The organism is Adhaeribacter swui (assembly GCF_014217805.1).
Taxonomy (GTDB): Bacteria; Bacteroidota; Bacteroidia; order Cytophagales; family Hymenobacteraceae; genus Adhaeribacter; species Adhaeribacter swui.
On record NZ_CP055156.1, the window covers coordinates 5052875 to 5079240 of the forward strand.

General features: G+C 42.9%; 24 protein-coding genes. 20 read left to right on the forward strand and 4 right to left on the reverse strand.

Translation table 11 applies throughout. From position 1 onward, the window contains the following. Positions 1–5: 5 nt before the first annotated feature. The 6 genes from HUW51_RS20925 to trmB are packed head-to-tail and all read left to right on the forward strand — an operon-like array spanning position 6 to position 5452. The gene (locus HUW51_RS20925; protein WP_185271550.1) at positions 6–1478 is read left to right on the forward strand and encodes an HU domain-containing protein; all 1473 of its coding nucleotides are present in this window, start codon (positions 6–8) and stop codon (positions 1476–1478) included. Position 1479: 1 nt separating this feature from the next. Then, positions 1480–2175: a MotA/TolQ/ExbB proton channel family protein gene (locus tag HUW51_RS20930; RefSeq protein WP_185271551.1), complete on the forward strand. Its 696-nt coding sequence runs from the start codon at positions 1480–1482 to the stop codon at positions 2173–2175. Positions 2176–2177: 2 nt separating this feature from the next. Beyond that, positions 2178–2579 carry an ExbD/TolR family protein gene (locus HUW51_RS20935; RefSeq protein WP_185271552.1) on the forward strand — a complete coding sequence of 134 codons (402 nt, stop codon included), beginning with the start codon at positions 2178–2180 and terminating at the stop codon, positions 2577–2579. Position 2580: 1 nt separating this feature from the next. Further along, positions 2581–3471, forward strand: coding sequence for a hypothetical protein (locus HUW51_RS20940; RefSeq protein WP_185271553.1), 891 nt, complete (start codon positions 2581–2583; stop codon positions 3469–3471). A 28-nt stretch (positions 3472–3499) separates the two neighbouring features. Beyond that, positions 3500–4792 (forward strand): bifunctional folylpolyglutamate synthase/dihydrofolate synthase, encoded by a 1293-nt coding sequence (locus HUW51_RS20945; protein ID WP_185271554.1) that lies wholly within the window; start codon positions 3500–3502, stop codon positions 4790–4792. Positions 4793–4798: 6 nt separating this feature from the next. Then, the gene (trmB, locus tag HUW51_RS20950; RefSeq protein ID WP_185271555.1) at positions 4799–5452 is read left to right on the forward strand and encodes a tRNA (guanosine(46)-N7)-methyltransferase TrmB; all 654 of its coding nucleotides are present in this window, start codon (positions 4799–4801) and stop codon (positions 5450–5452) included. 131 nt (positions 5453–5583) lie between these two features. Here the strand turns inward: trmB and trpF are convergent, their stop codons facing one another. Continuing rightward, entirely contained in the window at positions 5584–6207 is a 624-nt protein-coding gene (gene trpF, locus HUW51_RS20955) for a phosphoribosylanthranilate isomerase (protein ID WP_185271556.1), read from the reverse strand. 244 nt (positions 6208–6451) lie between these two features. Here trpF and mnmA point away from each other — a divergent pair, with 244 nt between their 5' ends. Genes mnmA through HUW51_RS20980 form a run of 5 tightly spaced genes read left to right on the forward strand, consistent with a single transcriptional unit; the run spans position 6452 to position 13179 of the window. Further along, entirely contained in the window at positions 6452–7555 is a 1104-nt protein-coding gene (mnmA, locus tag HUW51_RS20960) for a tRNA 2-thiouridine(34) synthase MnmA (protein WP_185271557.1), read from the forward strand. A gap of 15 nt (positions 7556–7570) precedes the next feature. Beyond that, complete coding sequence (locus HUW51_RS20965; RefSeq protein ID WP_185271558.1) at positions 7571–8305, forward strand: hypothetical protein; 735 nt, start codon at positions 7571–7573, stop codon at positions 8303–8305. 13 nt (positions 8306–8318) lie between these two features. Continuing rightward, positions 8319–10001: a S8 family serine peptidase gene (locus HUW51_RS20970; RefSeq protein WP_185271559.1), complete on the forward strand. Its 1683-nt coding sequence runs from the start codon at positions 8319–8321 to the stop codon at positions 9999–10001. A 58-nt stretch (positions 10002–10059) separates the two neighbouring features. Then, the gene (gene rpe, locus HUW51_RS20975; protein WP_185271560.1) at positions 10060–10716 is read left to right on the forward strand and encodes a ribulose-phosphate 3-epimerase; all 657 of its coding nucleotides are present in this window, start codon (positions 10060–10062) and stop codon (positions 10714–10716) included. A 51-nt stretch (positions 10717–10767) separates the two neighbouring features. After that, positions 10768–13179: a TonB-dependent receptor gene (locus tag HUW51_RS20980; RefSeq protein WP_185271561.1), complete on the forward strand. Its 2412-nt coding sequence runs from the start codon at positions 10768–10770 to the stop codon at positions 13177–13179. A gap of 174 nt (positions 13180–13353) precedes the next feature. On the opposite strand, the gene HUW51_RS20985 is transcribed toward HUW51_RS20980, so the two are convergent. Continuing rightward, positions 13354–14235 (reverse strand): DUF2911 domain-containing protein, encoded by an 882-nt coding sequence (locus HUW51_RS20985; RefSeq protein ID WP_185271562.1) that lies wholly within the window; start codon positions 14233–14235, stop codon positions 13354–13356. A 451-nt stretch (positions 14236–14686) separates the two neighbouring features. Between HUW51_RS20985 and hisG the strand changes: the two genes are divergently transcribed. The 8 genes from hisG (at position 14687) to hisIE (ending at position 21730) form a co-directional block, all read left to right on the forward strand. After that, the gene (gene hisG, locus HUW51_RS20990) at positions 14687–15538 is read left to right on the forward strand and encodes an ATP phosphoribosyltransferase (RefSeq protein ID WP_185271563.1); all 852 of its coding nucleotides are present in this window, start codon (positions 14687–14689) and stop codon (positions 15536–15538) included. Further along, on the forward strand, positions 15538–16830 hold the full coding sequence (gene hisD / locus HUW51_RS20995) for a histidinol dehydrogenase (RefSeq protein ID WP_185271564.1): 1293 nt from the start codon (positions 15538–15540) through the stop codon (positions 16828–16830). The genes hisG and hisD overlap by 1 nt, the downstream gene beginning before the upstream one ends. Then, a complete protein-coding gene (gene hisC / locus HUW51_RS21000; RefSeq protein WP_185271565.1) occupies positions 16823–17875 on the forward strand; it encodes a histidinol-phosphate transaminase in 1053 nt (350 codons plus the stop codon). Before hisD ends, hisC begins: the two co-directional genes overlap by 8 nt. 88 nt (positions 17876–17963) lie before the next feature. After that, the gene (hisB, locus tag HUW51_RS21005; protein WP_185271566.1) at positions 17964–19058 is read left to right on the forward strand and encodes a bifunctional histidinol-phosphatase/imidazoleglycerol-phosphate dehydratase HisB; all 1095 of its coding nucleotides are present in this window, start codon (positions 17964–17966) and stop codon (positions 19056–19058) included. After that, positions 19058–19639, forward strand: coding sequence for an imidazole glycerol phosphate synthase subunit HisH (gene hisH, locus HUW51_RS21010; RefSeq protein ID WP_185271567.1), 582 nt, complete (start codon positions 19058–19060; stop codon positions 19637–19639). The genes hisB and hisH overlap by 1 nt, the downstream gene beginning before the upstream one ends. Continuing rightward, on the forward strand, positions 19636–20358 hold the full coding sequence (hisA, locus tag HUW51_RS21015) for a 1-(5-phosphoribosyl)-5-[(5-phosphoribosylamino)methylideneamino]imidazole-4-carboxamide isomerase (protein ID WP_185271568.1): 723 nt from the start codon (positions 19636–19638) through the stop codon (positions 20356–20358). The genes hisH and hisA overlap by 4 nt, the downstream gene beginning before the upstream one ends. Continuing rightward, positions 20352–21113, forward strand: coding sequence for an imidazole glycerol phosphate synthase subunit HisF (gene hisF / locus HUW51_RS21020; protein WP_185271569.1), 762 nt, complete (start codon positions 20352–20354; stop codon positions 21111–21113). The genes hisA and hisF overlap by 7 nt, the downstream gene beginning before the upstream one ends. Further along, on the forward strand, positions 21104–21730 hold the full coding sequence (gene hisIE, locus HUW51_RS21025) for a bifunctional phosphoribosyl-AMP cyclohydrolase/phosphoribosyl-ATP diphosphatase HisIE (protein WP_185271570.1): 627 nt from the start codon (positions 21104–21106) through the stop codon (positions 21728–21730). The genes hisF and hisIE overlap by 10 nt, the downstream gene beginning before the upstream one ends. A 234-nt stretch (positions 21731–21964) precedes the next feature. Here hisIE and HUW51_RS21030 read toward each other — a convergent pair whose 3' ends face one another. Then, entirely contained in the window at positions 21965–22525 is a 561-nt protein-coding gene (locus HUW51_RS21030) for a TetR/AcrR family transcriptional regulator (protein ID WP_185271571.1), read from the reverse strand. A gap of 127 nt (positions 22526–22652) precedes the next feature. Between HUW51_RS21030 and HUW51_RS21035 the strand changes: the two genes are divergently transcribed. Further along, a complete protein-coding gene (locus HUW51_RS21035) occupies positions 22653–23459 on the forward strand; it encodes an MBL fold metallo-hydrolase (protein WP_185271572.1) in 807 nt (268 codons plus the stop codon). A gap of 63 nt (positions 23460–23522) precedes the next feature. On the opposite strand, the gene HUW51_RS21040 is transcribed toward HUW51_RS21035, so the two are convergent. After that, entirely contained in the window at positions 23523–25982 is a 2460-nt protein-coding gene (locus HUW51_RS21040; RefSeq protein ID WP_185271573.1) for a TonB-dependent receptor, read from the reverse strand. Positions 25983–26366: the final 384 nt, after the last annotated feature.

Here is a 26366-nt window from a genome sequence, read left to right on the forward strand (position 1 = left end):
GAATTATGGTATTAGAACATATTCGAAAATTATTGTTTGAGCATGATTGCGTGATTATGCCCGATTTTGGGGGGCTGATTACGCATTATGAACCGGCTAAAATTCATCCGGTGCGGCATACGTTTTCGCCACCGGCCAAGCGCGTGGCTTTTAACGAAAAACTTAAAATTAACGATGGCCTGCTTATTAGCACGCTAGCTTACGATCAAAAACTAAGCCCTGACGAAGCACAGCAACAAGTTTCTCAGTTTGTGCAGGAATTGCAGCGGGAGTTGAATTACAATAAACGCTTTGATTTAAAAGGTATTGGCATTTTCCGGTTAAACGAAGAAAGCAAAGTAGTTTTTGAATACATCGAAAACGAAAATTTTCTTCAGGATTCTTTTGGCTTACCCGAGCTGTTATCTAAACCGGTAATTGCTTCAGAGCCGGTAATCTTGCGTACCCTGCTAAAAGACCAGAAAGAACCTGCCCAAAAAGGTTTTCGGAACACCATACGCCGGTATTACCGCGCCGCCACTGCTTTGGTTATTGGCGGGGTAGTGGTTACGGGCTTGTACTTGCTTTCGGTACAAACCGATTATAATGTAAGCGCCATTAACCCCATAACTCTTTTTCAATCAGATAGCGCCGAAGGCTTTGCGACAGTAAACCCCGAAAGAGCTGATAACCCAATTGCAAAGAACCAGGTTACTGTGGAAGTTCAGCCCTTGGATGAATTGGAAGCAGAGGAGATTGGTGACCTGGCGGCCGATAGTAGCATCTTGATTACATCAGCGGATTTAGATAAAAATTTAAAAAATGAGAGCGCAGCGGATGAGGTAACTTCCGAAAGTTCTTTTTCCGGTAAAGAAGCAGAAGCCGGCAAAAAAAGTTTTAATGTTGCTAATCCTAAAAAGTTAACCATTGCCCCCGGCGAAGCAGTGTTGATTTCGGCTAAAGCTAATCCGGTTAAAACAAATCCAGCTAAACCGGCTACACCAAAACCAGTGGCAGGTTCGCCTGCCGTGGTGCGAACCAAACCAACCCCCAGCACAGAAAAGAAAGAGATAAAACGGAACTTCTCTGCCGAAGAAATTAATGCGGCATTATCCGCCGGTAAAACCCGGATTAATCCCGAATCGACGAACACCAAAACGGCAGCGGGTGCTCTACATGTAACCCATGATAAAGAAGTAACCGCCACCAATAAAGCAGCAACTGGCGAAAATGCTTCTTCTGGTAAAAGCACTACAATTAAACCAAGCGCAGAGCGTTTTTACGTTATTGTAAACGGGTATTCTACCTACGAAGGAGCAGAGCGGAACCGGCAAATACTGGCGAAGAAAGGTAGACCCGGCCAAGTTTTAGCCCCAGCCGGAGATGGTAAATTATACCGTATTGCCATAGCTGAATATAAAACGCGGGAACAGGCTTTACAAAACTTACCGGAATTAAAAAATAAATACGGAAATACAATCTGGATACTTAAACGTTAACATGAATTCTTTTCTTTTACAAATTACCACCACTGCTCCCGATTCTTTAAACAATGTAGCCGCTGCGGCTTCCACTTCGGATCCTGATTTATCACTAATCGAACTGCTATTTAAAGGCGGATGGGTAATGATTCCCATCTTAATTCTATCGCTTATTTCGATTTACATTATGGCGGAGCGGTACATCGCCATAAAACGGGCCTCGCAGAATCCGGACTCATTCATGAACCAGGTAAAAGGGTTAATTCTGCGCCACGATTTGCAGGGAGCCTTAATGCTGTGCAGCCAAACCCGCACGCCCATTGCCCGCATGATAGAAAAAGGGATTAAACGCATTGGTCAACCCTTAAAAGATATTGAAACTGCCATCGAAAATGTGGGTAAACTAGAGGTAACTAAGCTGGAAAAAAACATCAGCATTTTAGGGATTATTGCCGGTATTGCCCCCATGTTGGGTTTTATCGGAACCATTATTGGGGTAATTAAAATATTTTATGCCATCTCGGCTTCCGGCGATTTTGGAATTGCCCAGATTTCGGGTGGTTTATACACGAAAATGGTAACCTCGGCGGCCGGCTTAATTGTGGGTATTATTGCGCACGTAGGGTATCATTATTTAAGTTTAATGGTAGATCGGGTAGTGTTTAAAATGGAAAACAACGCTATTGAATTTACCGACTTATTACAGGAGAACTAAACATGCAATTACGCGGCCGTAGAAGGGTAACATCGCACGTAGAAACCGGTTCGATGAACGACATCATGTTTTTTTTGATGTTGTTTTTCTTAATTGTTTCTACGATGGTTAACCCCAACGTAATTAAATTATTACTGCCTAGCGCCAACAGCGGCAAAGCCGTTGCCAAGCAGCAAATAAACTTATCGGTGAACGATAAAGGCGAATACTTTATTAATAAAAATCAGATTTCACCCGAAAACCTGGAACAGGAATTGGGCGCTGTAGTAGCCGGGATAGATGAACCTACCGTAGTGTTGCGGGTAGATGCAACCTTAAACGTACAAACCTTAGTAGATATACTGGAGGTAGGTAATAAATTAAAAATTAAGATGATTATGGCGACTCAAACGCCGAAAGCTTGAGATGAGCATGGTCGTAGAAGAAGAAGAAAATTATAAAAAATACGGTTTGTTGGTAACCCTGCTTTTTCATGCCGGGTTACTGACGCTGTTTTTCTTTATTATTTTGCGGGAACCCCAGCCGCCATTATCGGGCGGCGATGGCATTGTGCTAAATTACGGAGTAGATGCCGAAGGCTATGGCGATGTGCAAACTACGGCTCCGGCCAACGAATCGGAAAATAAAGAAGATAGCCGGCCGGCACCAAGCCGCCCAGCCCAGGTAGCCCAACCCGAAGTAAAACCCGAACCGGTTAAACAACCAGTAGTAGAGGAAAAGTTGCTAACAACTCATGAAGAAAGCCCGGTTAACGTAAAAGTAATTGAAAAGCCGCAGCCCAAAGTAGTAGAGCAACCCAAAGAAGAAATTAAAGTAGAGGAAAAACCCAAAGCGCTTTATCCGGGAAAATCCGCGGCTAACAATGGCGCGGGTAATGGTACAGCCGGTAGCAGCAACAACGCCACCGGCAATAACAACGGCGACCGGCCCGGCAAAGTGGGCGACCAAGGCGACCCGAATGGTTCTTTAAATTCGAAAGCTTTGTACGGCAAGCCAGGAACGGGCAGCGGCGGTAGCGGATCTGGGTCTTTAAATATGCCGGGCTGGGGTTACGATCGGGAACCGCGGCCGAATGATACTTCTAACGAAACCGGTGAATTGGTTTTTAGAATTACCATTAACGAAGAAGGCGAAGTAGAATCGGTACGACGCTTAAGTGGGAACGTGTCGCAAGAACTGGAAAAGTTATACCGTGACGAAATTTACCGTACCACTTTTAGCCGGACTACCCCTAAAACTAATTCTGCCAGTGTAGGAGCAACGGGTACCATCCGGTTTATCATCCGCGCTAAATAAAAATTTTTAAAAAATTTAAATTCTGGGCATGACCTATCCGGAATGTCTTTCTTATATGTACCAGCATTTGCCGATGTTTCACCGCATCGGCAATATTGCTTTTAATAAAGGCCTGCAAAACATTCAAAGTTTAAGCGCCGCTTTAGGTAATCCGCATCACACTTTTAAATCCGTACACATTGCCGGCACCAACGGCAAAGGCAGTTCCAGTAATATGCTGGCGGCGGTTTTGCAACAAGCCGGTTACAAAACTGGCTTGTACACCTCGCCCCATTTAAAAGATTTTACCGAACGGATTAAAATTAACGGCCAAGATGTTCCGCAGGATTACGTAGTAGCATTCGTCGAAAAACACCAAGGTTTATTCGCGCAAATTAAGCCGTCGTTTTTTGAAATGACAGTTGCCCTGGCTTTCCAATATTTCGCCGACGAAAAAGTAGATATCGCCATTATTGAAGTAGGCTTGGGCGGTCGTTTAGATTCTACTAACATTATTACCCCGCTGGTTTCCCTGATTACCAATATAAGCCTCGACCACCAAAGTTTACTAGGCAACGATTTACCCACTATTGCCGCGGAAAAAGCCGGTATCATAAAACCAGGTGTACCGGTGGTGGTAAGTAAAACCCAGCCCGAAGTAGTCAGCGTATTCCAAAACAAAGCAGAGTTATCACGATCAACCTTATTATTTGCAGATCAGCAATATACTACAACTTACTTAAATCAAGACTTAAAGCATCAATTCTTTCGGGTAACTACAAACAATCAGGTAATTTTCGAAAAATTAAGGCTCGATTTAATGGGGAACTACCAGCAATATAATTTGCCCGGGGTTTTAGCGACATTAGATTTTTTAAAAATTCTTGGCTTTTCTTTAGATGAAAGTACGATAAGTAATGGGTTAGCTCAAGTTCAAAAACTTACTGGCTTTAAAGGCCGCTGGCAAATTTTACAGGAAAAGCCGCTTACCATTTGCGATACTGGCCATAATATAGATGGCATCCGGCAGGTAATTCAGCAACTAAATGCTATACCTACCCGCCAGGTACATTTCGTATTCGGTGTAGTGCAGGACAAGGATATTAGTGAAATTTTAAAAATTTTACCTCCGCAGTACCATTATTACTTTTGTCAGGCTCAAATTCCACGAGCTATGCCTGTAGATGAATTAGTGAAATTGGCGGCAGAAGCTGGCTTAAAAGGGGAATCTTTTAGTACGGTAAAGGAAGCGGTAGCTATAGCCAAAAAAAATGCAGTTGAAGATGAAATTGTGTTTATTGGCGGTAGTACCTTTGTGGTGGCAGAAATTGAAGAATTATAAATTAGAATGGCCCGATCGAAATTAGCAAAATTTAAAGAAATTGCCGAAAGCGCTTTAGTACTGGAAACAGGCAAACCCATTTTTGAAGAAATAAAAGGCAATTGGCATTTCCACTATTTTAAAAATAATCATCCCATTATTCTGGAAGTTGGTTGCGGAAAAGGCGATTACACCATTGGCATGGCCAATTTATTCCCCAACAAAAACTTTATCGGGGTAGATATTAAAGGGTCCCGGTTATGGAAGGGGAGCCGGTTAGCCCAGGAGCAAGGCTTAACAAACGTGGCATTTTTACGCAACTTTATCGAGCAAATACCGGATCAGTTTGCACCAGGAGAAATCAGCGAAATCTGGATTACCTTCCCGGACCCGCGGCCCAAGAAAGGTGATGAGAAAAAAAGATTAACGTCTGCCCGTTATTTAAACATGTATGAGTCTTTGCTAAACCCGGGCAGCCTTATTCATTTTAAAACCGATGATTTGGATTTATTTGAATATACCTTAGAAATATTGCAGATGCGGGAAGCTAAAAATTTAAAATTTAGTTTTGATTTATATACTTCTGATTTGCAGCATCATACCCTAGGGATACAAACTACTTACGAAAAACGCTTTTTAGCCGAAGGTAAAACGATAAAGTATCTGCAATATACTACTTAGTTGATGGTCGATAGTCGATAGTCCACTGATTAGAAGAATTAAAATCAAAAAATTAAAAATTAATTCTGTAAACCACATTACATACCTACATCTATGGACTGTGGACTATCGACCATCAACTAGCAACTAAATCAAGCCTCTTCGAGAACTTCAAAAATCTCTTGTAGAGTATCATAATCTTTTAAACCGGGTTTAATTTCCTGACCGCCTCGTAAGCCAATACCTGCCGGGTTTATTTGCTGAATAACTTCGGTTACATTTTCTTTGCCGATGCCAAAGCCAATTAATACTTTAAAATCGCGGGCTAAATCTTGCAAAAAGCGAATATTGGTATCGTCGATGGTATTATAATCGTCGGAGAAAATGATGAAATAAGCTACGTGATCTTTGTACAAGTGCATTTCTTCCACCAACTCGCTTTCGATGGTATCTTTGGTAAAACGGGCACGCTGAATAACCGGGCACTTAATCTGCTGAATTTCGTCAATTAAATATTGTTTATTCAACTGCACGTAGTCTAAACCACAAGCATCTACTAACTCATTTATATCCTCTACGGCCGTTTTTGTAAATTCTCCTACTAATTTTACGCCGGATACCCAGCCCGCAATATCCTTAAAATCTTGCGCGCTTACGTAACCCGGCTGTGAATCGTCTAGGTTAAAACCCATCATATCTACTCCCATGCCAGCACAATAACGGGCGTCGCTTAAATTATTAATGCCATTAACTATTACCGAGGTGATTAAAGCCATAAAGGAAAATACTTTAAAAGGTTTACTGTTTAACAGAACTAAAATTTACTTTTTAAGTCAAATTAAGTAAGTATTTTGTTAATCAGTACGGATTTATTTAAAAAAGATTTAATAAACCAGTAGTATTTAGCTTTTAACAGGCTGCTTTACATCTAAAATCCAATGCTAAACTTATATTACTGAAAGGTTGTTAATATATTTGCAACTTAATTTTAATACATCGATTTAAAGCATACTTTTTATAATGAGTAAATTAGGAAGGGTTTTAGTGGCAATGAGCGGGGGTATCGATTCGTCGGTTGCCGCAGTAATGCTGCACGAGCAAGGATACGAAGTAGTAGGCATGACCATGAAAACCTGGGATTATGCCTCCGCGGGCGGCAATAAAAAAGAAACGGGCTGCTGCAGCCTCGATTCGATAAATGATGCCCGTAACATTGCTGTTTCTTTGGGGTTTCCGCATTACATTATTGATATCCGGGAAGAGTTCGGGGATTACGTGATTAACCATTTTACCGATGAGTACATTGCGGGGCGTACCCCTAATCCCTGCGTACTATGCAACACCCACATTAAATGGGATTCGTTGTTGCGTCGGGCCGATAAATTGGGTTGTGATTTTATTGCCACGGGCCACTACGCGAACATCCGGAACGAAAACAACCGCTACGTTATTTCTAAAGGTTTAGACGAAAACAAAGATCAATCCTATGCTTTGTGGGGCATTTCGCAAGAAAGTTTAAGCCGAACGATTTTCCCGTTGGGTAATTTACGGAAAACCCAAATCCGGGAAATGGCCGTAGAAAGAGGCTTTCTGGAGCTGGTCCAAAAACCGGAATCCTACGAAATCTGCTTTATACCGGACAACGACTACCGGGGATTTTTAAAAAGACGGGTGCCTGAACTACAAACCGAAGTAGCCGGTGGCGAGTTTGTGTTGGAAGATGGTACTGTGGTAGGTAAGCACGAAGGCTATCCATTTTACACCATTGGGCAACGCAAAGGTTTAGGTATTGCTTTAGGTTTCCCGGCTTATGTTACTAAAATTGAAAAAGATAAGAATCGGGTTATTTTGGGCAACTACGACGATTTAGCCAAAAATGCGATGCGCGTTGGCAAGTTAACTTTAAGCAAATACCCGGATCTGATTGATAAACCAACCGCATCGGTAACCAAAGTTCGTTACAACGACCCAGGCACGGAATCTATCATCACGCAGGTAGGCGACAAAATGGAAGTACAATTTACTAGGGGCGTACACGCCATTGCTCCGGGCCAGGCTGCCGTATTTTACGAAGGTAATGATGTAATAGGTGGCGGCTGGATTGAAGCCAGTTACAACGTTTAAGCCGTTTTTCTAAAAATGAATCGCCTTTTCCTTCTTTGTGGTGTTCTTTTTCTGCTGCTCGGCTGCACCGAGGAAGAACACCTCAAACCGGAGATGCTGGGTTTAAAATATTATCCCTTGCAAGCGGGTAATTTCTGGATTTATCAGGTTTCCGAAATCCGTTATAAAGATCAATTTGTAAACGAAGCAACCGATTCTGTTACGTATCTGGTGCGCGAACAGATTGATACGGTATTCCAGGATTTAACCGGCGAAGATACGTACAAGTTTACTCGTTCCCGGCGAAGCACCAGTGCGGAAGATTGGGGCCAGGATTCGGTTTTTGTAGTAAATAAATCAGCTACAGATGTGCGGGTAATGCAAAACAACCGGCGGGTAGTTTCTTTTATTTTTCCGGTAACAGAAGGCAAAAAGTGGAATGCCCATATTTTTAATTCGCAGTCGTCGGTTAATAATCCGGCGGAAGTAACTTATTACTCTTTTGCTCAGGTGGGGCAACCCTTCCGGGTAAACGGAATAAATTACGCGAACACTGTTCAGGTAAATCAGATAAAAAACAGCAATGCCATTGAAGAACAGGATTTTTACGAAGTTTATGCCTACGGCGTGGGCCGAATACTAAAGCAAAAATTAGCTTATCAATATTGTTCCGACCCGGACCGGCAAAATGGATGCGAAATTGGAAATCAGTTTATTATAAACGGAGTAAAAATTACAGAAAAATTAATTGAACACGGCTCTCTTAAATAGTTAATAGTTATACATGCGCGTTGGGCTAACCATCTTTATTCTTTTTTTATGTTCTTTAACTGTCCGGAGCCAATCGGGTGCTGGTAACGATGCCCTTTATAAGCATTTTGTTTATTTTAAAGACAAAGCCAATACGCCTTACTCCATTCAGCAGCCGCAACAATTTTTATCTGTTACTGCCATACAGCGGCGAGAGCGCTACCAGATACCTATTTTAACCCGCGATTTACCTGTTTCGCCTAGTTATGTGGCTCAATTATCTCAAGCTGGCGCTAAAGTTTGGTATACCTCACGCTGGTTCAACGGGGCTTTAATCCAATGCGATACAATTACTTTGCGTAAAATTAAACAGCTGCCATTTATCAGAACCAGCGAAACTGTAGCGCTCCGGAGCAGTAAAAAACCGCAGACCAGCGGCCAGAAACAAGTAGAAATTCAAAATTTTAAAAAAATTGAATTTCAATCGGGTAAAAATCAATCGGAGTTTGGCGAAGCTTATGGTCAGGCGAAACTCATCGGGGTTCCCGAAATGCACCAAGCCGGTTTTAGAGGAGAAGGCATGCGCATTGCGGTATTTGATGGCGGGTTCTCCGGCGTTAACCGGGTGCCTGCTTTTGCGCAGCTATTCCGGGATAATAGGATTAAGGCTACTTTCGATTTTGTGGATAAAGATACCGGCGTTTTCGAAAAAGACAGCCACGGCACCCAAGTTTTATCCACAATGGCGGCTAATATACGGGGCGCTTTTGTGGGCACGGCACCCAAGGCTGAATATGCGTTATTTATAACCGAAGATGTTGGCCGGGAACAACGCCTGGAAGAAATTAACTGGCTGTTGGCCGCTGAATTTGCCGATAGCGCCGGGGTGGATATAATTCAGAGTTCGTTGGGTTATAATTTATTTGATAAGGGCGAAACCAGTTATACTTATCAGGATTTCAACGGCGATAAAGCCATTAGTACGCGTGCCGCCGATTTTGCGGCTGCTGCCGGGATGTTGGTTATAGTAAGCGCCGGCAACGAGGGCAACGATCCCTGGCAATACATTACCGCTCCTGCCGATGCCGATTCAGTTTTAAGTATTGGGGCAACGGATTCTTTGGGCCGGCGGGCGGTTTTTAGTTCCATTGGCCCATCTTACGATGGCCGAATTAAACCGGATTTATCGGGTCAGGGTTTGCTGGCAGCAGTCATTAATCCGGCTGGGAACGTAATCCGGGCGAACGGTACTTCTTTTTCAGCGCCTATTATTTGTGGCTTAGCGGCTGGTTTCTGGCAAGCGAACCGGCAACTTAGCAATGTGCAGGTAATGGATTATTTAAAATTATCGGGCAGCCAGGCCACGAACCCAGATAATCGGTTAGGTTTTGGCATACCTCATTATAGACGGGCACAAACTTTAGCCGATCAATTAGAAGGTAACTTAAACGGAGAATTTAGATTATACCCTAACCCCGTGCCGGTAGATGAGAACCATTTTACCATTATTTTGCCGCTCGCAGCCGACCAAAACACCGAGTTTCGCTTGTATAATGCCGTGGGCCAGGAGGTAAGCCAGTTTTCTTACCAATACGGCAAAGTAAAATCCGACCGGACATTTATCACGTTTGAACTAAAAGGAATGGCGCCCGGTATATACCATTGCGTTATTTCCGGCCCGAATAGCAGCGAAACCATCCGTTTTTTAAAATTATAAATTTGTTTTATTACCTGTTTTAGCCCGGGTAGTTAAACAAAGCGCCTATATTTGCCGCATGAAACCTATTATTGCTCCATCAATTCTGGCTGCCGATTTCGCCAATTTGCAAGCCCAAATCGAAATGCTCAACCAAAGTTCGGCCGATTGGATCCATTGCGATATTATGGATGGCCGCTTTGTACCCAATATTTCTTTTGGCTTACCCGTTCTGGAGGCCGTGCACAAACACGCCCGCAAACCATTGGATGTACACTTAATGATTATGGAACCGCAGTTGTACATTGAGCAATTTAAAAAAGCCGGCGCCAGCAACATTACGGTGCATTACGAAGCTTGTACCCACCTGCACCGGGTTATTGAACAAATCAAAGCGGTAGATTGTAAAGCCGGAGTAGCTTTAAATCCGCACACCCCGGTAGCTTTACTAACGGATATCATTCAGGATATTGACGTAGTTTGTGTGATGTCGGTAAATCCAGGTTTTGGCGGGCAAAAATTTATTCAGCATACCTATGCTAAAGTTGCCGAGTTGCGCCAACTGATCGACTCGCGGAATGCCCACGCGCTTATTGAAATTGATGGGGGCGTAAACGAGGAAACAGGGCCATTACTTTTAGCTCAAGGCGCCGATGTTTTAGTAGCTGGTTCTTTTGTTTTTCAAGCCACAGATCCGCCGCAAACCATTCAAAATTTAAAAAATTTACATTCCTGATTGCCACGGTTTATGTTTCTAAAACTGGTACTAGGGCTGGTTAGCCTATGCTTGCCCGTTTTAGTTTTTGCGCAAACCACTACGGTAAATGGGGTGGTAACCACCGAAGCCGGCATTCCTTTGGAATATGCCAGCGTCAGCCTAAAAAACACCCAACAATTAACCCACACGAATGCCGCCGGCCGGTTTACTCTTTCCATCCCATCCGGAAAAGAAGCTTCCATTTTGATTAGGTACATTGGCTTTCAGGAACAGGAAGTTATCATTAAAGAGACGGCTCAATCTGTAATAAATTTAAAAATTGCTTTAGTTTCCAGCGCCCAAAATTTGGCGCCGGTTATTATTTCGGGTACTAATTCTGCCAACAACAACACTACGGGCAGCATTATGCGTTTAAGCCCGCGCATCAGCAAAGAAATACCGTCGGTTTTTAATGATTTTAACAAAGTGTTGGCCACGCTGCCGGGGGTAATAAGCAATAACGAGCTAAGCTCTACGTATTCGGTACGCGGGGGCAATTACGACGAAAACCTGGTTTACGTAAACGGTATTGAAATTTACCGGCCTTTTCTGGTGAGCAATGCCCAACAAGAAGGCTTAAGTTTTGTAAACCCGGACTTGGTACAAGATATTCAGTTTTCGACTGGCGGCTGGCAGCCCCGCTGGGGCGATAAACTTTCTTCGGTTTTAAACATCGAATATAAAAAGCCCCGTAAACTGGCAGGTTCTGTAACCGGTGGCTTAATGGGTGGCGAGTTTCATCTGGAAAATGCGTCTAAAAATCAACGTGCTACTTATTTGCTGGGAGTACGGTATAAAAATCAGCAATTAGTATTTCGTTCTTTAGAAACCACCGGTAACTACCAGCCCAATTTTTTAGATGCCCAGGTTTACATAAACCTGGATTTATCCCGGAATTTTACGGCGAATAATCCACCAGGTAAAACTACTTTGGGGATATTAGTCAGCGTGGCCCGCAATAAATACCGGGTAGTGCCCAGCTACCGCGAAACTTCTTTTGGTACCACCGACCGGATTGTGCGCTTAGGCATCCAGTTTAGTGGGCACGAACGTATGGAATACGAAACTTACCAAGGAGGTTTTAATTTAAAGCATTACTTTAAAGACCGTTTTTTTACCGAATTGATTGGCAGTGCTTTATTGACGCACGAAAGAGAATTACGCGATATTGCCGCTTCTTATTTGTTTTACGATGTTTCACCTAATGGGCAGGGCAGATCGAGCAATGATATGGTCCGGAACGTGGAAGCTGGTACTAACTTGGAACATGCCCGCAATAAGCTGGCCGCTCGGGTTTTTACCCTCGAAAACCGGTATACTTGGCAGCTAAATGGCCAAAATAATATCCAGCTAGGAGTTAAAACCAGTCGTGAGAAAATTGCCGATCAGCTAAAAGAATATGCGCTAACCGACTCGGCAGATTACATAACTTTAAACCAATCGCGGGCTAGTTCTTTAAATTTATATTCTTTTCGCCACCAGGCTTACGGCCAACACACCTGGCAAATAGATTCGCTGCGCACCATAAATTACGGCGTACGGGCTAATTATTGGACCGTGAACCAGCAACTCGTTATTAGTCCGCGGGTGCAGCTAAGGGCCAAATTACCCAATCAACCCGCCTGGATTTTTAAAGCCGCGGCGGGTTATTATTATCAGCCGCCTTTTTACCGGGAACTCCGCAACCAGGCTGGTGAATTAAACACAAATCTGCAAGCTCAAAAATCAGTGCACGTAGTAGCCGGCGCGGAGCATTATTTCCGATCCTGGTCGCGGCCATTTAAGTGGACTTCTGAAATTTACTATAAGCGCTTAAGTAATGTAATACCCTACGAAGTAGATAATGTGCGCCTCCGCTATTTTGCCCGGAATAATGCGAAGGCTTACGCCGTGGGTTTGGATATGCGGGTAAACGGCGATTTTATTAAAGGCGCCGAGTCATGGTTTAGTTTAGGTATTATGTCTACCAAAGAAGATATCACCGGTGATTCTACTATTTACGACCTGAATACTTTTAAATTAATAAAAAAAGAACCATTGGGCTACATCCGGCGGCCCACCGATCAGCGGGTAACGTTCGGGTTTTATTTCCAGGACCACATTCCTAATAATCCCAGCCTTAAACTTTATTTAAACGGGGTTATTGGTACGGGTTTGCCTTTCAGCCCGCCAGGTAATGAATCTATCCGTAATCAATATAACATGCCTTTTTACCGGCGCGTAGATGTTGGGTTTTCTAAATTAGTGTCTTTCCGGACGATTGAATCGGCTAAAACAAATCCACTGGAGAGTTTATGGATAAGCCTGGAAGTGCTAAACTTAATTGCAGCTAACAATGTGGTTTCTTATTCTTACGTAAAGGACATCTATAATGTAACTTACGCGGTGCCTAACTACTTATCATCCCGGCTTATTAACCTTCGTTTCATCGCCCGATTTTAAAAATTTAAAAATTTTAGAAATTAGCAAAAACAGATTGATTTATTCGAATGAAGGTAAATACTGCTATAGGAGAATAAAAATTTAAATTCCCTAATTGAGATTAAACTGTTTGCTCGTGTGCTGCAATCAAAAAAGGCTGTAATTTCTTACAGCCTTTTTTGTTTTTTATCCGGACTAGTTAAATAAGTTTTCGTGTCTTTTAAATTTCCAAAGACTCATCTCGCGCTCCATATCGGGTTCATATTTTTTAAATTCTTCCTGCGTTTTTTTGCCGAGCTTCATTGCTTTTTTACAGAAATCTACTGCCCCTTCGTATTCTTCTTTTTGGGCTAACAATTGCGCTTTTACCCAGTTATTGTAAAAATTATCGTTCATAGCTAGCGATTTATCTATCCATTCCAAGGCTAGTTCATGCTGCGAGTTTTTGCCGATTAAATAACTGGTAGCCTGGGCATAAATTTGCCAATCGCCGGGTTTGGCATTTTTAAGATCTTCCTGCAACAAAGCCAAAGTTTTGGCATCGGTATCAACTTCTATTTTAACCGATACTTCTTTCTTTTCCCATTTAAAATTTAAAAATCCGGAATTTTGGGTAAGGTTAGAAAAAGCAAACTGAAATGTTTCCTGAAAAGGTACTTCTTTGCTTTCGGCTTTTACCCGGATTACATCTTCTTGAGCATCGTAACCTTCAGCGCCCCATAAACCTACATTCTTATTCAGGATGAATATCCAGGAATCTGCATCTTCGGGCAAAGTAAACAAGCTGTAAGTACCGGCCGCTACTTTTTCGCCGTTAACAGTAACCGGGTCCGGAAAGGTAATTAAAGTAGCCTCATTGGCTCCCGTGCGCCATACTTCATTATAAGGTACTAATTTGCCCCATATTTCACGATTTTTAACACCAGGCGCATGGTACTTAACGGTAATGTCAGTAAGCCCAATGGTTTGCACAATGGTTGCCGCCGGACTGGGCTGCGGTAGCCTTAATTGGGCATAAACAGTTTGAGTGAATACTAATAGGCTAAAACAAAAAGATACCAGCGCAGTACGTAGCATATTTTAGTAAAAATTTTTTAAGTGTTTTTAGTAAGCGATCAATTAACCCGAATCAGGATAAAAAATTAAAGGTAAAAATTATGCCAACCTGCCAATTGCATTCTGGCAACTTTAAAGTTTAAATAATTAAAATACTATATTATAGCGGCAAATTACAAAAAAGCTGGTGAATTGAAACCATAGAGCACTACAAAAATTTTAGAATTAATTTTTAAAATTCAAATTCTGGCTTACATTTGCAGCACCTAATGATGAACAACAGCAAACAACCTAACAGCCCCTTTTCTCCGATGCGCTTTCCCGCGTTTGCTTTTGCTGTCCATTTCCACCATTACCATCCTTCCATCCGGAAATAATATAGAGTATTACCGGATAGGAGAAAACTCCTGTTTTGCTGTTAATTATCAACAGCTTTTTAAAATTTATTATTCAGGAAGATTACAATTTACATATGATTCGATTAGCCATTCAAAAATCGGGAAGATTAAGCGAAGATTCGCTGAATCTCATTCGGGAATGCGGTATTTCTTTTATTAATTCTTCTTTAAAGTTAAAAACCGAAGCCACTAATTTTCCTTTAGAAATTCTTTTCCTGCGGGACGATGATATACCGGGTTACGTAGCCGACGGTGTTGCCGACATTGGTATTGTGGGCCAAAACGTGTTGGTAGAAGAAGGCCGCGAAGAACTGCAAGTACAAAAATTAGGATTTTCGCGTTGCCGTTTATCGATTGCTGTTCCTAAAAACGAAGCTTTTACTGACATTTCGGCCTTAGAAGGTAAAAACATTGCTACTTCTTACCCTAACTTGCTGCAAACATATTTAGCCGGCGAGGGGGTAAAAGCCCAGATTCATACTATAAGCGGTTCCGTAGAAATTGCGCCTAGCATTGGCCTGGCCGATGCCATTTGCGATATTGTTTCGTCGGGCAGCACGTTAATCAGTAATGGTTTGCGCGAAGTACAAACGGTTTTCCGCTCCGAGGCTGTTTTAATTGCCAATCAGGATTTAACCAGCGAAAAACACCAACTATTAAATCAGTTGTTGTTCCGGATTGATGCCGTCCGGAAAGCACAAAAAGCCAAGTATATTTTACTTAATGCGCCTAACGATGCCATTCCGCACATTAAATCTTTATTACCCGGCATGAAAGCGCCTTCTATTTTACCCTTAGCCGAAGAAGGCTGGAGTTCTGTGCACTCGGTGGTTAACGAAGATGATTTTTGGGAAATTATTGAAAAATTGCGGGAAGCCGGCGCTCAAGGCATTTTGGTGGTACCTATTGAGAAAATGATTTTGTAATGTTACGAGTTGTTACATATCCGGGTAAAGAAACCTGGCCCGAACTAATAAAGCGGCCGGTGCAGGATTACGAATCAGTGGAGTCGCAAATTAAATCGGTTTTTGAACAGGTTCGGCTTACCGGCGACGACGCTTTACGAAGATTTACCGCCCAGTTTGATAAGGTAGAACTTACCGGTTTATTAGTTTCTCCGGAAGAAATTAAAGCGGCTCAGGATTATATTCCAGCAGAATTGCAACAAGCCATTGCACAGGCCTATCAAAATATTAAAAAATTTCACGAGGCGCAACATGAGAATTTTCAACCTCTGGAAACCATGCCGGGCGTAACTTGCTGGCGCCAAAGTGTGCCTATTGAAAAAGTAGGTTTATACATTCCCGGCGGTACTGCCCCGTTATTTTCTACGCTACTGATGTTAGGCGTGCCAGCAAAACTGGCCGGTTGCAAAGAAATAGTTTTGTGTACGCCTCCCGCTAAAGACGGTACCATCCATCCGGCTATTTTGTATACCGCCTCTATTCTGGGCATTAACACCATTATCAAAATAGGCGGAAGTCAGGCAATTGCGGCTTTAACTTTTGGCACTAACACCGTACCGGCGGTAGCTAAAATTTTTGGACCTGGAAACCAGTACGTGACCGTAGCTAAGCAAATGACTGTTAAATATGGGGTAGCCATAGACATGCCGGCAGGCCCTTCGGAAGTTTTAGTAATGGCCGATGAAAAAGCAGACCCCACATTTGTGGCCGCCGATTTACTTTCGCAAGCCGAGCACGGTGTAGATTCGCAAGTGGTTTTACTTACCACCTCCGAGCAAAAGCTGCAAGAAGTAGTCGCGGCTTTAAACAACCAGGTACCTGCTTTGTCGCGGCAGGCGATGGTGACCCAAACTTTAAAAAATAGTTTAGGCATTATCCTGAACTCCACCACCGAAATGCTGGAATTTTCAAATTTGTACGCGCCAGAGCATTTAATTTTAGCGGTTGAGAACTATGCGCAAGTGGCGCAAGGAGTAACCAACGCCGGTTCCGTGTTTTTAGGGCCTTACAGTCCGGAGTCGGTCGGTGATTATGCTTCGGGGACTAACCATACGCTGCCTACCAACGGGTACGCCCGGGCTTACAGCGGCGTGTCGCTGGATTCTTTTGTTAAAAAAATAACTTTTCAGCATCTTACCCCGCAAGGATTGCAACAAATTGGTCCAGGAGTAGAAATTATGGCGGCTGCCGAAGGGTTAGATGCGCACCAACAAGCCGTAAGTATACGTTTAAAAAATTTAGCTCATGTTTAAGCTGAGTAATTTAGTTCGCCCAAACATTCGGGGCATGAAGCCTTATTCTTCGGCCCGAGATGAATTTAAAGGCGAAGCCAGTGTTTTTATCGATGCCAACGAAAATAATCTGGGGAGTATGGCGGCGAATCAGCACTATAACCGTTATCCCGATCCGCACCAAAAAGCGCTAAAAGCCCGGATTGCCGAAATTAAGGAAGTACGGCCGGAGCAAATCTTTTTGGGTAACGGTTCAGATGAGGCCATTGATTTGTTAATCCGCTTAGTTTGCCAGCCCGGCCACGATCAGATTTTAGCTTTCGGACCCACGTACGGCATGTACGAAGTATCGGCCAACCTGAATGATGTGGAATTACGCCAGGTAAAACTGGATGCTGATTTTCAGTTGAACCGGAATATGTTGCAAGGGCAAATTCATTCCGAAACCAAAATTGTTTTTATTTGCTCGCCCAATAACCCAAGCGGTAACCTGATTAACCGGGACATTATTGAATACATTTTGCAATCGTTCAACGGCCTGGTAGTTATAGATGAGGCTTACATTGACTTTTCCTCGGAAGAAAGTTGGACTAAGCGATTAGCGGATTTCCCGAACCTGGTAGTTTTACAAACGTTTTCTAAAGCCTGGGGCATGGCCGCTTTGCGCTTAGGAATGGCCTTTGCTTCGGAAGAAATTATTTCTTTTTTAAATAAAATAAAGCCGCCCTACAACATTAACGAAGCTACGCAGGAAATTGCGTTGCAAGCCTTGCAAAACACCGACCGTTTGCACCAAATGATTTCGGAAATAAAAGAAAACCGGGCGGAGTTAATTAAAAATTTAAAAAAATTATCAGTCGTAAAAAAGGTTTATCCTTCCGATGCTAATTTTGTTTTGGCGGAAGTTACCGATGCTAATACCATTTACAATTACTTGTTAGAGGCAGGCATTGTGGTGCGCAACCGTACTACCCAGCCGGGTTGTTTTAACTGTTTACGCATATCGGTAGGCACTAAAGAAGAAAACGAAAAACTAGTTAAAACTTTAAAATATTTTAATTTGTAGGTTCAACTAAATTGTAATTTAGATAATCATAAGTATCTCGTTTTGCGATATTTAAATTTTTTAAATAAGTACCATTAGAAAATTTTTAATGAAAAAAGTTTTATTTATTGATCGGGATGGAACCATCCTGATAGAGCCACCAACCGATTACCAAGTAGATTCTTTTGAAAAGTTTTCCTTTGTTCCGGGAGTTATTCAGAACCTGGCTAAAATCAGTGCCGAACTAGATTATGAACTGGTTATGGTAACCAACCAGGATGGACTAGGAACGGCTTCTTATCCCGAAGAAACTTTCTGGCCTTACCAAAACAAAATGCTGGAGATTTTAGCCGGAGAGGGAATTACTTTTTCGGATATCCTGATCGATAAAAGCTTTGAACACGAAAATTTACCTACCCGTAAGCCCGGATTAGGCATGCTACAAAAGTACCTGGGTGCAGGTTACGATTTAGAGAACTCCTACGTTATCGGCGACAGAGTTACCGATATAAAAATGGCTGAAAATTTGGGTTGTAAAGCCATTTACCTCAAGGATCAGATCAATGAAGCTGCGGCTTTAACCACGCTGAATTGGAGTGAGATTTACACTTTTTTACGGCTCCCGGCCCGTAAAGCTTCCATCATCCGTAATACCAACGAAACTAAAATTAAAGTAGATTTAAATCTGGATGGTTCCGGCGCCATGCAAATTCATACGGGTTTAGGTTTCTTCGACCACATGCTGGAACAGTTAGGTAAACATTCCGGAGTAGATTTATTTATTAACGTAAACGGCGACTTACACATCGACGAACACCATACCATTGAAGATACCGCCATTGCCATTGGGGAGGCTTTTGCCCAGGCTTTAGGTGATAAACGGGGCATTAGCCGCTACGGTTATTTATTACCCATGGACGATGTATTAGCGCAAGTAGCTTTAGATTTTTCGGGTCGGCCCTGGATAGTTTGGGAAGCAGAATTTAAAAGGGAAAAAGTAGGGGATATGCCTACTGAAATGTTTTACCATTTTTTTAAATCTTTCTCCGATGCGGCTAAATGTAACTTAAATGTAAAGGCCGAAGGCACCAACGAACACCACAAAATAGAAGCAATTTTTAAAGCGGTAGCTAAATCCATTAAAATGGCTGTGGCCCGCGACGTAAATAAAATGGAGATTCCGAGTACCAAAGGAATTTTGTAATGAGTGTTGTCATCATTGATTATAAAGGCGGGAATGTGCAATCAGTTAAATTTGCGCTCGAAAGATTAGGCGTAGAAGCTACTTTAACTGCTGATGCCGAAACCATCCGGGCCGCCGATAAAATTATTTTCCCGGGCGAAGGAGAAGCCAGCTCGGCCATGCAAGAATTACGAGCCCGCGGCTTAGATAAAGTAATTCCGGAACTGACGCAGCCGTTCTTAGGCATCTGTTTAGGCATTCAATTGTTGTGTCGGCATTCCGAGGAAAACGATACCGAAATGCTTGATATTATTCCGGTTAACGTAAAAAAGTTCCAGCATCACTTAAAGGTGCCGCACATGGGTTGGAACAATTTATACAACTTGCAGGGCGCCTTGTTCGAAGGGGTAAAAGAACAAGATTACGTGTATTTCGTGCACAGTTATTACTTGCCCGTTTGTGAGTACACCATTGCCACCGCCGCCTACCCGGAACCGTTTAGCGCAGCAGTGCAGTACAAAAACTTTTACGCCATGCAGTTCCACACCGAAAAAAGCGGCCCCACCGGCACCCGTATTATTCAGAACTTTCTTTCTTTATGATTCAGATTATTCCTGCCATTGATATAATAAACGGACAATGCGTGCGCCTGACCGAAGGTGATTTTAACCAGCAAAAAACGTATGCAAACAATCCGGTAGAAGTAGCCAAGCAATTTGAAGCAGCCGGTTTAACGCGTTTGCACCTCGTAGATTTAGATGGCGCCCGGGCCAAACAACCAAAAAATTTAGCTGTACTGGAGGCTATTGCCAATCAAACAAATTTAAAAATAGATTTTGGCGGCGGCATTCAATCCGACTCTGCGATACAGGAAGTATTTAATGCTGGGGCCAGCCAAATTACGGCCGGTAGCATTGCCGTACGCGAAGCGGCCAAGGTGCAAGATTGGCTTACTACTTACGGAGCAGAAAAAATAATTATTGGCGCTGATTTCCGGGATAATTTTATTTCTATTAACGCCTGGGCTGAACAATCTACCGTATCGCTGCAGGATTTTATTGGCCAGTATATTGCTTCGGGCGCAACTACTTTTATTTGCACCGATGTGAGTAAAGACGGTAAACTGCAAGGCCCGGCTACGGCCATTTATTCCGAGCTAGTAAAAACTAATCCGGGAACTGCTTTTATCGCTAGCGGGGGAGTTACCACCATTAAAGATTTAGATGAACTGGAAGCCGCCGGCGTTTCCGGGGCCATTATTGGCAAAGCCATTTACGAAGGAACCATTGCCTTAGCTGATTTAAACCGCTTTGTATGTTAACGAAACGCATTATTCCCTGCTTGGACATTAAAAACGGCCGCACCGTAAAAGGCATCCGTTTTGAAAACATCCGGGATGCCGGCGATCCGGTGGCCTTAGCCGCAGAATACGCCCGCCAAGGAGCCGACGAATTGGTTTTCCTGGACATTACCGCTACCAACGAAGAGCGTAAAACTTTTGCGCAGTTGGTGCGGGATATTGCCCGCCACATTGATATTCCTTTTACCGTAGGCGGTGGCATTGCCGCGATTAGCGACGTAGAAGTTTTACTGCACGAAGGTGCCGACAAAGTATCTATTAACTCCGCGGCCATTAAAGAACCGCAGTTGGTCTATGATTTAGCTAAACGTTTCGGGAGCCAGTGCATCACGGTGGCTATTGATACTAAATTTACGGCGGCTGGCTGGAAGGTTTTTAGCCGGGCAGGTACCGTGGAAACCGAACATTATACCCTGGATTGGGCCAAACAAATTACCGACTTAGGCGCTGGCGAAATTTTGTTAACGTCCATGAGTCACGATGGTACCAAAGACGGCTTTGCCCTGGATATTACTGGTGATGTATCGCGGGGCGTTTCTATTCCGGTAATTGCCTCCGGGGGTGCCGGTAAAATGGATCATTTTGCCGATGTTTTTAACCAGGCTAACGCCGATGCCGCCCTAGCGGCCAGTATTTTTCATTTCGGGGAAGTGCCCATTCCCGATCTTAAAGCTTATTTAGCCAACCAGCAATTACCCATTCGCTTATGTTATTAGATTTTGCCAAGTCCGGCGGATTAATCCCGGCTGTAATTCAGGACAACACAACCCAGGAAGTACTTATGCTGGGTTTCATGAACCAGGAAGCCTACGAGAAAACCCAGCAGGAGAAAATTGTTACCTTCTTTTCCCGGACTAAAAACCGGCTCTGGACCAAAGGCGAAACCAGCGGTAACTTTCTGCACGTGGTAAACATGCAGGTAGATTGTGATCAGGATACTTTACTCATTAAAGTAAATCCCGTAGGCCCGGTTTGCCATACCGGAGCCCGTACTTGTTTTGAAGCAGCACCTGATCCAAATGCCGAAGTTGCCGCTACAAAACCAACGGCTGCTTTTTTAAATTATTTAGAAGATATTATCCAAAGCCGACGCCAAAATCCGCAGGAAAAATCTTACACCAATTCGCTTTTTGAAAAAGGCATTCAAAAAATTGCCCAAAAAGTAGGAGAGGAAGCCGTAGAAACAGTAATTGACGCTGTGGCTGGTAATAAAGAACGCCTGAAAGAAGAAGCAGCTGATTTACTCTACCATTTATTAGTTTTATTAGTCGCCTCGGATATGGAAATTAGCGATGTGATGCAAGTTCTGCAGCATAGACATCAAAGTAAATAGCCGGTTAACCTACTTGCCTTATTTAACCATTTTGGAAAATGAAATTTTTAAAAATTTCATTTTCCAGAACGTCCAGTTTAGGTTGTTTTCCTAGCTCTAAAGTAAAGGCCAACCCAAATAGGGTAGAAAGCGGCAGATTTAGTATTACAAATTCCCCAATCTTGCTTATTATGTTAAATAGATGCTTGGTTGCGTTAAAAAAACTGCTTGTCGTTGTGCAACCTTAGTACTTTCTTAATGCTGGTACTTCATTAATAAGAGATTTACTAAATCATCAACGGGATACTTTTCCTGCAGGAAAAATTGGGTAGTCAAGCCATCTAAAAACGCTAACATTAACTTGGCTTCCAAACTTGGGAAAGGTATCTCTTCCTCTGCTAAACATGCCTCCAGCATACTCTGGATGGTGTTACTAAACGTATCTAAATCTTGTTTAATGAGCAGAGCAGTAACCGAAGAAAGTTGTAGGCTGTAGTAAAGCTTCCAGAAATCCCGGTTCAGTTTTACACTACGAAAGTACTGCCGGATAAAAGCTTTTAAAGTTGTTTTCTGCTCTGGTTGGTTAAAAGTAGTAAAGCCGGTTTGTATTTCCTGCAGGGTTTTCCGGAAAATAGCTTGCAGCACTTCTTCTTTGCTTTTATAATAATTATAAAGCAAGCCTAACGAAATTCCAGCCTTTTCGGCAATCATCCGGATAGTGGTTGGATGAAAACCGTGGTTAGCAAATAATTCTAAACCTACCTTCAGAATAACTTCCATGGTAGCTTCCCGCTTTTGGATAAATCTGGTGGACATGTACCTAACAAATGAATGAACATTTGTTCATAAAGGTAAGTTTAATTTTTACCCGGAACTACCTATATCAATAAATTGCCTGAATTATTTAAAATTTGCAGATATTCGAAGTTAAACCGAGATTTTTATGGCTACAAACTTCATATGTACAACTTGCGGCGTGCAATATGCTGTCCAAACTGAACCACCGGCAGAATGTAAAATTTGTACCGATGACCGGCAATACGTAAACTGGCAAGGACAGACCTGGACTACGCTACCAGAAATGCAGGGCAAATACCGCAACCAAATAGAGTTAGTCGAGCCTAACGTTTATTCTATACAAACCTATCCTAAGTTCGCTATTGGGCAAAGGGCCCACCTTATTCAAACTCCCCAAGGCAACATTCTTTGGGATTGCATTACCTATCTGGATGAAGAAACTATCATTCGTATTAATGAACTAGGTGGAATTACCGCTATCGCCATTTCGCACCCGCACTACTTTTCAACTTTGGTTAATTGGAGCCAGACATTTGGTGAGGTGCCGGTTCATATCCACGCCCAAGATAAAGAATGGGTGATGCAAAGTTACTCCAGGATAATTTTTTGGGATGAATCAACCCATATAATGCCCGGTAATCTGCTACTTATACAATGCGGGGGGCATTTTCCGGGGGCAAATGTGCTTTACTATCCGCAGGCAAGCGATGGCAAAGGTGTAATTTTTTCGGGCGATACCATTCAGGTAGTTATGGACCGCCAATCCGTTTCGTTCATGTATTCTTACCCCAACTTGATTCCGCTAAACAAGCCGGCTATTCTGGCTATTAAACAGGCCCTAGAGGGTTTATCATTCGAGCGGATGTACGGTGCCTTTGAAGCCCAAATTAAACAAGAAGCCCGGCAGGCCTTTGATAAGTCGATAACCCGGTATTTACAAATTTTTGAATAAAGAAAATCCCAATGCTAAAAGGCTTAACATCGGGATTTTTAAAAATTTTTAGTTTATGATAAGTTAAAAAGGGATGATGACTTTAGCACTAATGTTGCGCCCCATGTTGTAAATGCCAAACCGGTTGTTAGGCGATGCCTGGTAATATTCAAAGTATTTCAAGCGGTTTAAATGCGATTGATACGCCACATCAAATAAATTATTTACCTGAAAGAACAACTGGCAAAATACCCGCCCGGATTTTTGTTTCACCGAAGTTCCGGTGCCCACGTTAATTAGGGAGTAACCCGGAGTAGGAGTTTCGGTATTATCTACGGCGTAAATTTTATCTTGCCGCGCATAAGTATCTAATTCTATACGGGCGTAAATGCCGGTATACGGCCCCACGGATTTGCGTAAAGTACCGCGGAGCTCAGAACGGAAGTGCAGAGGTAAAATAAAAGGCAAGTATTTAGCATCATCGCCGTACTGCTCAATCAGTTTATCGTTTTTATTAAGGCCTTTTACATAAGCTAAGCTGTTGTTAAAGTTGAGCCACTTCAGCGATTTTGGGTGAAAATTTAAAGTAAACTCGCCGCCGTATAACTGGGCTTTGGCTTGCTGATATTTGTAAGTAAGGTTGCCTTGCTCATCCAGAACCGGTTGGCCTTGGGCATCGCTTAAGCGCGCCTGAAAAATGTAGTTGCTGATGCGGTTGTCAAATAACTCTACGCTAACATCCAGGTTTTCCAGATAGGCTAAAAAGCTGAAGTCTTTTTGAAAATTAAACTCCGGCACAAAATCGCGGTTGCCCTGATACCGGATATGCGCCCCCGGATCTAACCCATTCGAGCCTACTTCGTTGATGTTAGGCGACCGATAGCCCCGGGCTAAATTAGCTTTAAACAACAGGCGCTCCGATAAATTATAAGTAGCCCCAATGCTGCCGGAAACGCCGTGGTATTGGTGCGTAAACTCCGGAAATTGCAGGTAAGCGTTTGGGGTAGTTGCTGCCACCCGCTGACCAAAACCAGCTCCATCCAGGCCAGTGTAAAAGTCGTTCCAGGTTAAATGGCGGGTATCGTAGCGAATGCCCCCGGAAATATCAACCTTGCCAAAGCTCTTTTTAGTAAACACGTAAGCTCCCACATCAAACAAAGTATAATCCGGAATCGGGAAGTCGGTAGCATCTTTGCTTTGGTTGGTTTGCCACATGCCATTTACACCAACCGAGGTTTCAATGGCGTGCCAGGCTGGTAAGTTATACCGAAAATCATAGTTTAAGGTGTTTAAAACTAAGTACAGAGCGGCTTTATCGGGTAGGGTCGGGAACAAATATTCGCGGCGGCGGCTTTGCTGGAAACCAAACGAAGCATTGAGGTTGCCTTGCCCCAAAATTAACTGGTTGTGCGTATAAACCCGGTAATGCTGGATGGCCTGGTGTAGCGTCCCAATGTTATAGGTTTTTAATTCATCGCTTGGTACTACGGGTCGGTTTTTAATATCGTCCTGCTGGCCTTCCATTACGGGTTTAGTAAACTTCCGGCTCAACGAATCACGGCTGCCATCCGGAATTTCCTGCATGTTGTCGTAGAGCGTAGCAGATATTTGCGAAAAGCCCCAGGCTTTATCTACCCGCGCGGTGCCGCTAACATTGTACTCGCGGTAACCACTGCCATACACCAATCCGTCTATTCGGTTCCGATAATTATGCGCCCGTTTTTGCGTGCCACGGAGGTAATACGTCCAGCCACTTTTGTTGTACGAAACGCCCAAGGAGGTACCAATTAAGCCGTTGTTACTGTGCACATCGGTTAAAAAGTCTCCTTTTAATTTTCCATCTACGCCTTTGGGCACTGCCGGAATCATGTTAATTACGCCGGCTAAGGCATCGGAGCCATAGGTGAGGCTGGCTGGGCCTTTTACCACTTCGGCCCGTTCAATACCGTATTGATCTACCTCGGTGCCGTGTTCGTCGCCCCATTGTTGCCCTTCCTGCCGGATGCCATCGTACATGTTTAATACCCGGTTATAACCTAATCCGCGGATAAAAGGCTTGGAGATATTGGGCCCCGTTGTGGTGGCACTTACGCCGGGCACGCCTTTTACAATGGCATCGATAATGTTGGAATTTACGTTGATGTTGATTTCTTTTTTAGAAATAGTAGCAATGGGAATAGGACTTTTTTTGACTTCAGTAGCCCGGGTTACGCCGGTTACTACTACTTCCTCCAGGCGCGAGGTAATTTCTTTTAAAGTAAAATCTACCACGGCCATGCCGCCGGCGGTTAAGGTTATGGTACTTTTTTCAGTTTGATAACCTACATTCGAAGCGCCTACTTCTACGGTACCGGCCGGCACATTTTTAATTTCGTAATAACCCTTATCATTAGAAGTTGCTCCCAACCTTGTGCCTACAATGCCGACGGAGGCATACGACAACGGTTCCCCGTTGGCCATAATGCGCCCTTTAATTACTCCATTCTGGGCGTAGCCAGTACTAATCAGGAAAAGTAAAAAAAACAGGGTAAGCGTAAATTTCATGGGCAAAGAAAGTTTTGTGGTAAATAAAAAAAGTTCAGAAAAAGCCAAGGTTAAACTTCCGCATTATTCCTATATATATTGTAGTAAAACCATGATATAAAATTGTAAATCTATTCTTTACATCAACTTAAAAAATACATAGGGTACTTTTCTGTTCTGCAAGAGTGTCCTATACTAATTTTAAATTTTTTCTTTTTCCGGATGTCTGTTCAGAGCAAAACCAGAGCGTAGCATGAGTTTAAGATTAAGTCATAATACTTCATGGCTAGGCAAATATAAGAATCTAAAGTTTAATTTTAGATTAGTCTAAAAATTTATTTTAGCAATACGACAAATAAATTTCAGGTTTTAAATAACTGGTAAAACACCTATAAATTTTAGCTT

Excerpts from the sequence above, each read along its gene's own strand:
- hisG (WP_185271563.1), top strand. The coding sequence starts at position 14,687 with ATGATTCGATTAGCCATTCAAAAATCGGGAAGATTAAGCGAAGATTCG.
- HUW51_RS20930 (WP_185271551.1), top strand. The coding sequence starts at position 1,480 with ATGAATTCTTTTCTTTTACAAATTACCACCACTGCTCCCGATTCTTTA.
- hisB (WP_185271566.1), top strand. The coding sequence starts at position 17,964 with ATGAAAAAAGTTTTATTTATTGATCGGGATGGAACCATCCTGATAGAG.
- HUW51_RS20965 (WP_185271558.1), top strand. The coding sequence starts at position 7,571 with ATGAATCGCCTTTTCCTTCTTTGTGGTGTTCTTTTTCTGCTGCTCGGC.
- hisD (WP_185271564.1), top strand. The coding sequence starts at position 15,538 with ATGTTACGAGTTGTTACATATCCGGGTAAAGAAACCTGGCCCGAACTA.
- HUW51_RS20925 (WP_185271550.1), top strand. The coding sequence starts at position 6 with ATGGTATTAGAACATATTCGAAAATTATTGTTTGAGCATGATTGCGTG.
- hisIE (WP_185271570.1), top strand. The coding sequence starts at position 21,104 with ATGTTATTAGATTTTGCCAAGTCCGGCGGATTAATCCCGGCTGTAATT.
- HUW51_RS21040 (WP_185271573.1), bottom strand. The coding sequence starts at position 25,982 with ATGAAATTTACGCTTACCCTGTTTTTTTTACTTTTCCTGATTAGTACT.
- HUW51_RS20970 (WP_185271559.1), top strand. The coding sequence starts at position 8,319 with ATGCGCGTTGGGCTAACCATCTTTATTCTTTTTTTATGTTCTTTAACT.
- hisA (WP_185271568.1), top strand. The coding sequence starts at position 19,636 with ATGATTCAGATTATTCCTGCCATTGATATAATAAACGGACAATGCGTG.
- HUW51_RS20985 (WP_185271562.1), bottom strand. The coding sequence starts at position 14,235 with ATGCTACGTACTGCGCTGGTATCTTTTTGTTTTAGCCTATTAGTATTC.
- trpF (WP_185271556.1), bottom strand. The coding sequence starts at position 6,207 with ATGGCTTTAATCACCTCGGTAATAGTTAATGGCATTAATAATTTAAGC.
- hisH (WP_185271567.1), top strand. The coding sequence starts at position 19,058 with ATGAGTGTTGTCATCATTGATTATAAAGGCGGGAATGTGCAATCAGTT.
- hisC (WP_185271565.1), top strand. The coding sequence starts at position 16,823 with ATGTTTAAGCTGAGTAATTTAGTTCGCCCAAACATTCGGGGCATGAAG.
- HUW51_RS20935 (WP_185271552.1), top strand. The coding sequence starts at position 2,178 with ATGCAATTACGCGGCCGTAGAAGGGTAACATCGCACGTAGAAACCGGT.
- rpe (WP_185271560.1), top strand. The coding sequence starts at position 10,060 with ATGAAACCTATTATTGCTCCATCAATTCTGGCTGCCGATTTCGCCAAT.
- HUW51_RS21030 (WP_185271571.1), bottom strand. The coding sequence starts at position 22,525 with ATGTCCACCAGATTTATCCAAAAGCGGGAAGCTACCATGGAAGTTATT.
- hisF (WP_185271569.1), top strand. The coding sequence starts at position 20,352 with ATGTTAACGAAACGCATTATTCCCTGCTTGGACATTAAAAACGGCCGC.
- HUW51_RS20945 (WP_185271554.1), top strand. The coding sequence starts at position 3,500 with ATGACCTATCCGGAATGTCTTTCTTATATGTACCAGCATTTGCCGATG.
- trmB (WP_185271555.1), top strand. The coding sequence starts at position 4,799 with ATGGCCCGATCGAAATTAGCAAAATTTAAAGAAATTGCCGAAAGCGCT.
- HUW51_RS21035 (WP_185271572.1), top strand. The coding sequence starts at position 22,653 with ATGGCTACAAACTTCATATGTACAACTTGCGGCGTGCAATATGCTGTC.
- mnmA (WP_185271557.1), top strand. The coding sequence starts at position 6,452 with ATGAGTAAATTAGGAAGGGTTTTAGTGGCAATGAGCGGGGGTATCGAT.
- HUW51_RS20940 (WP_185271553.1), top strand. The coding sequence starts at position 2,581 with ATGAGCATGGTCGTAGAAGAAGAAGAAAATTATAAAAAATACGGTTTG.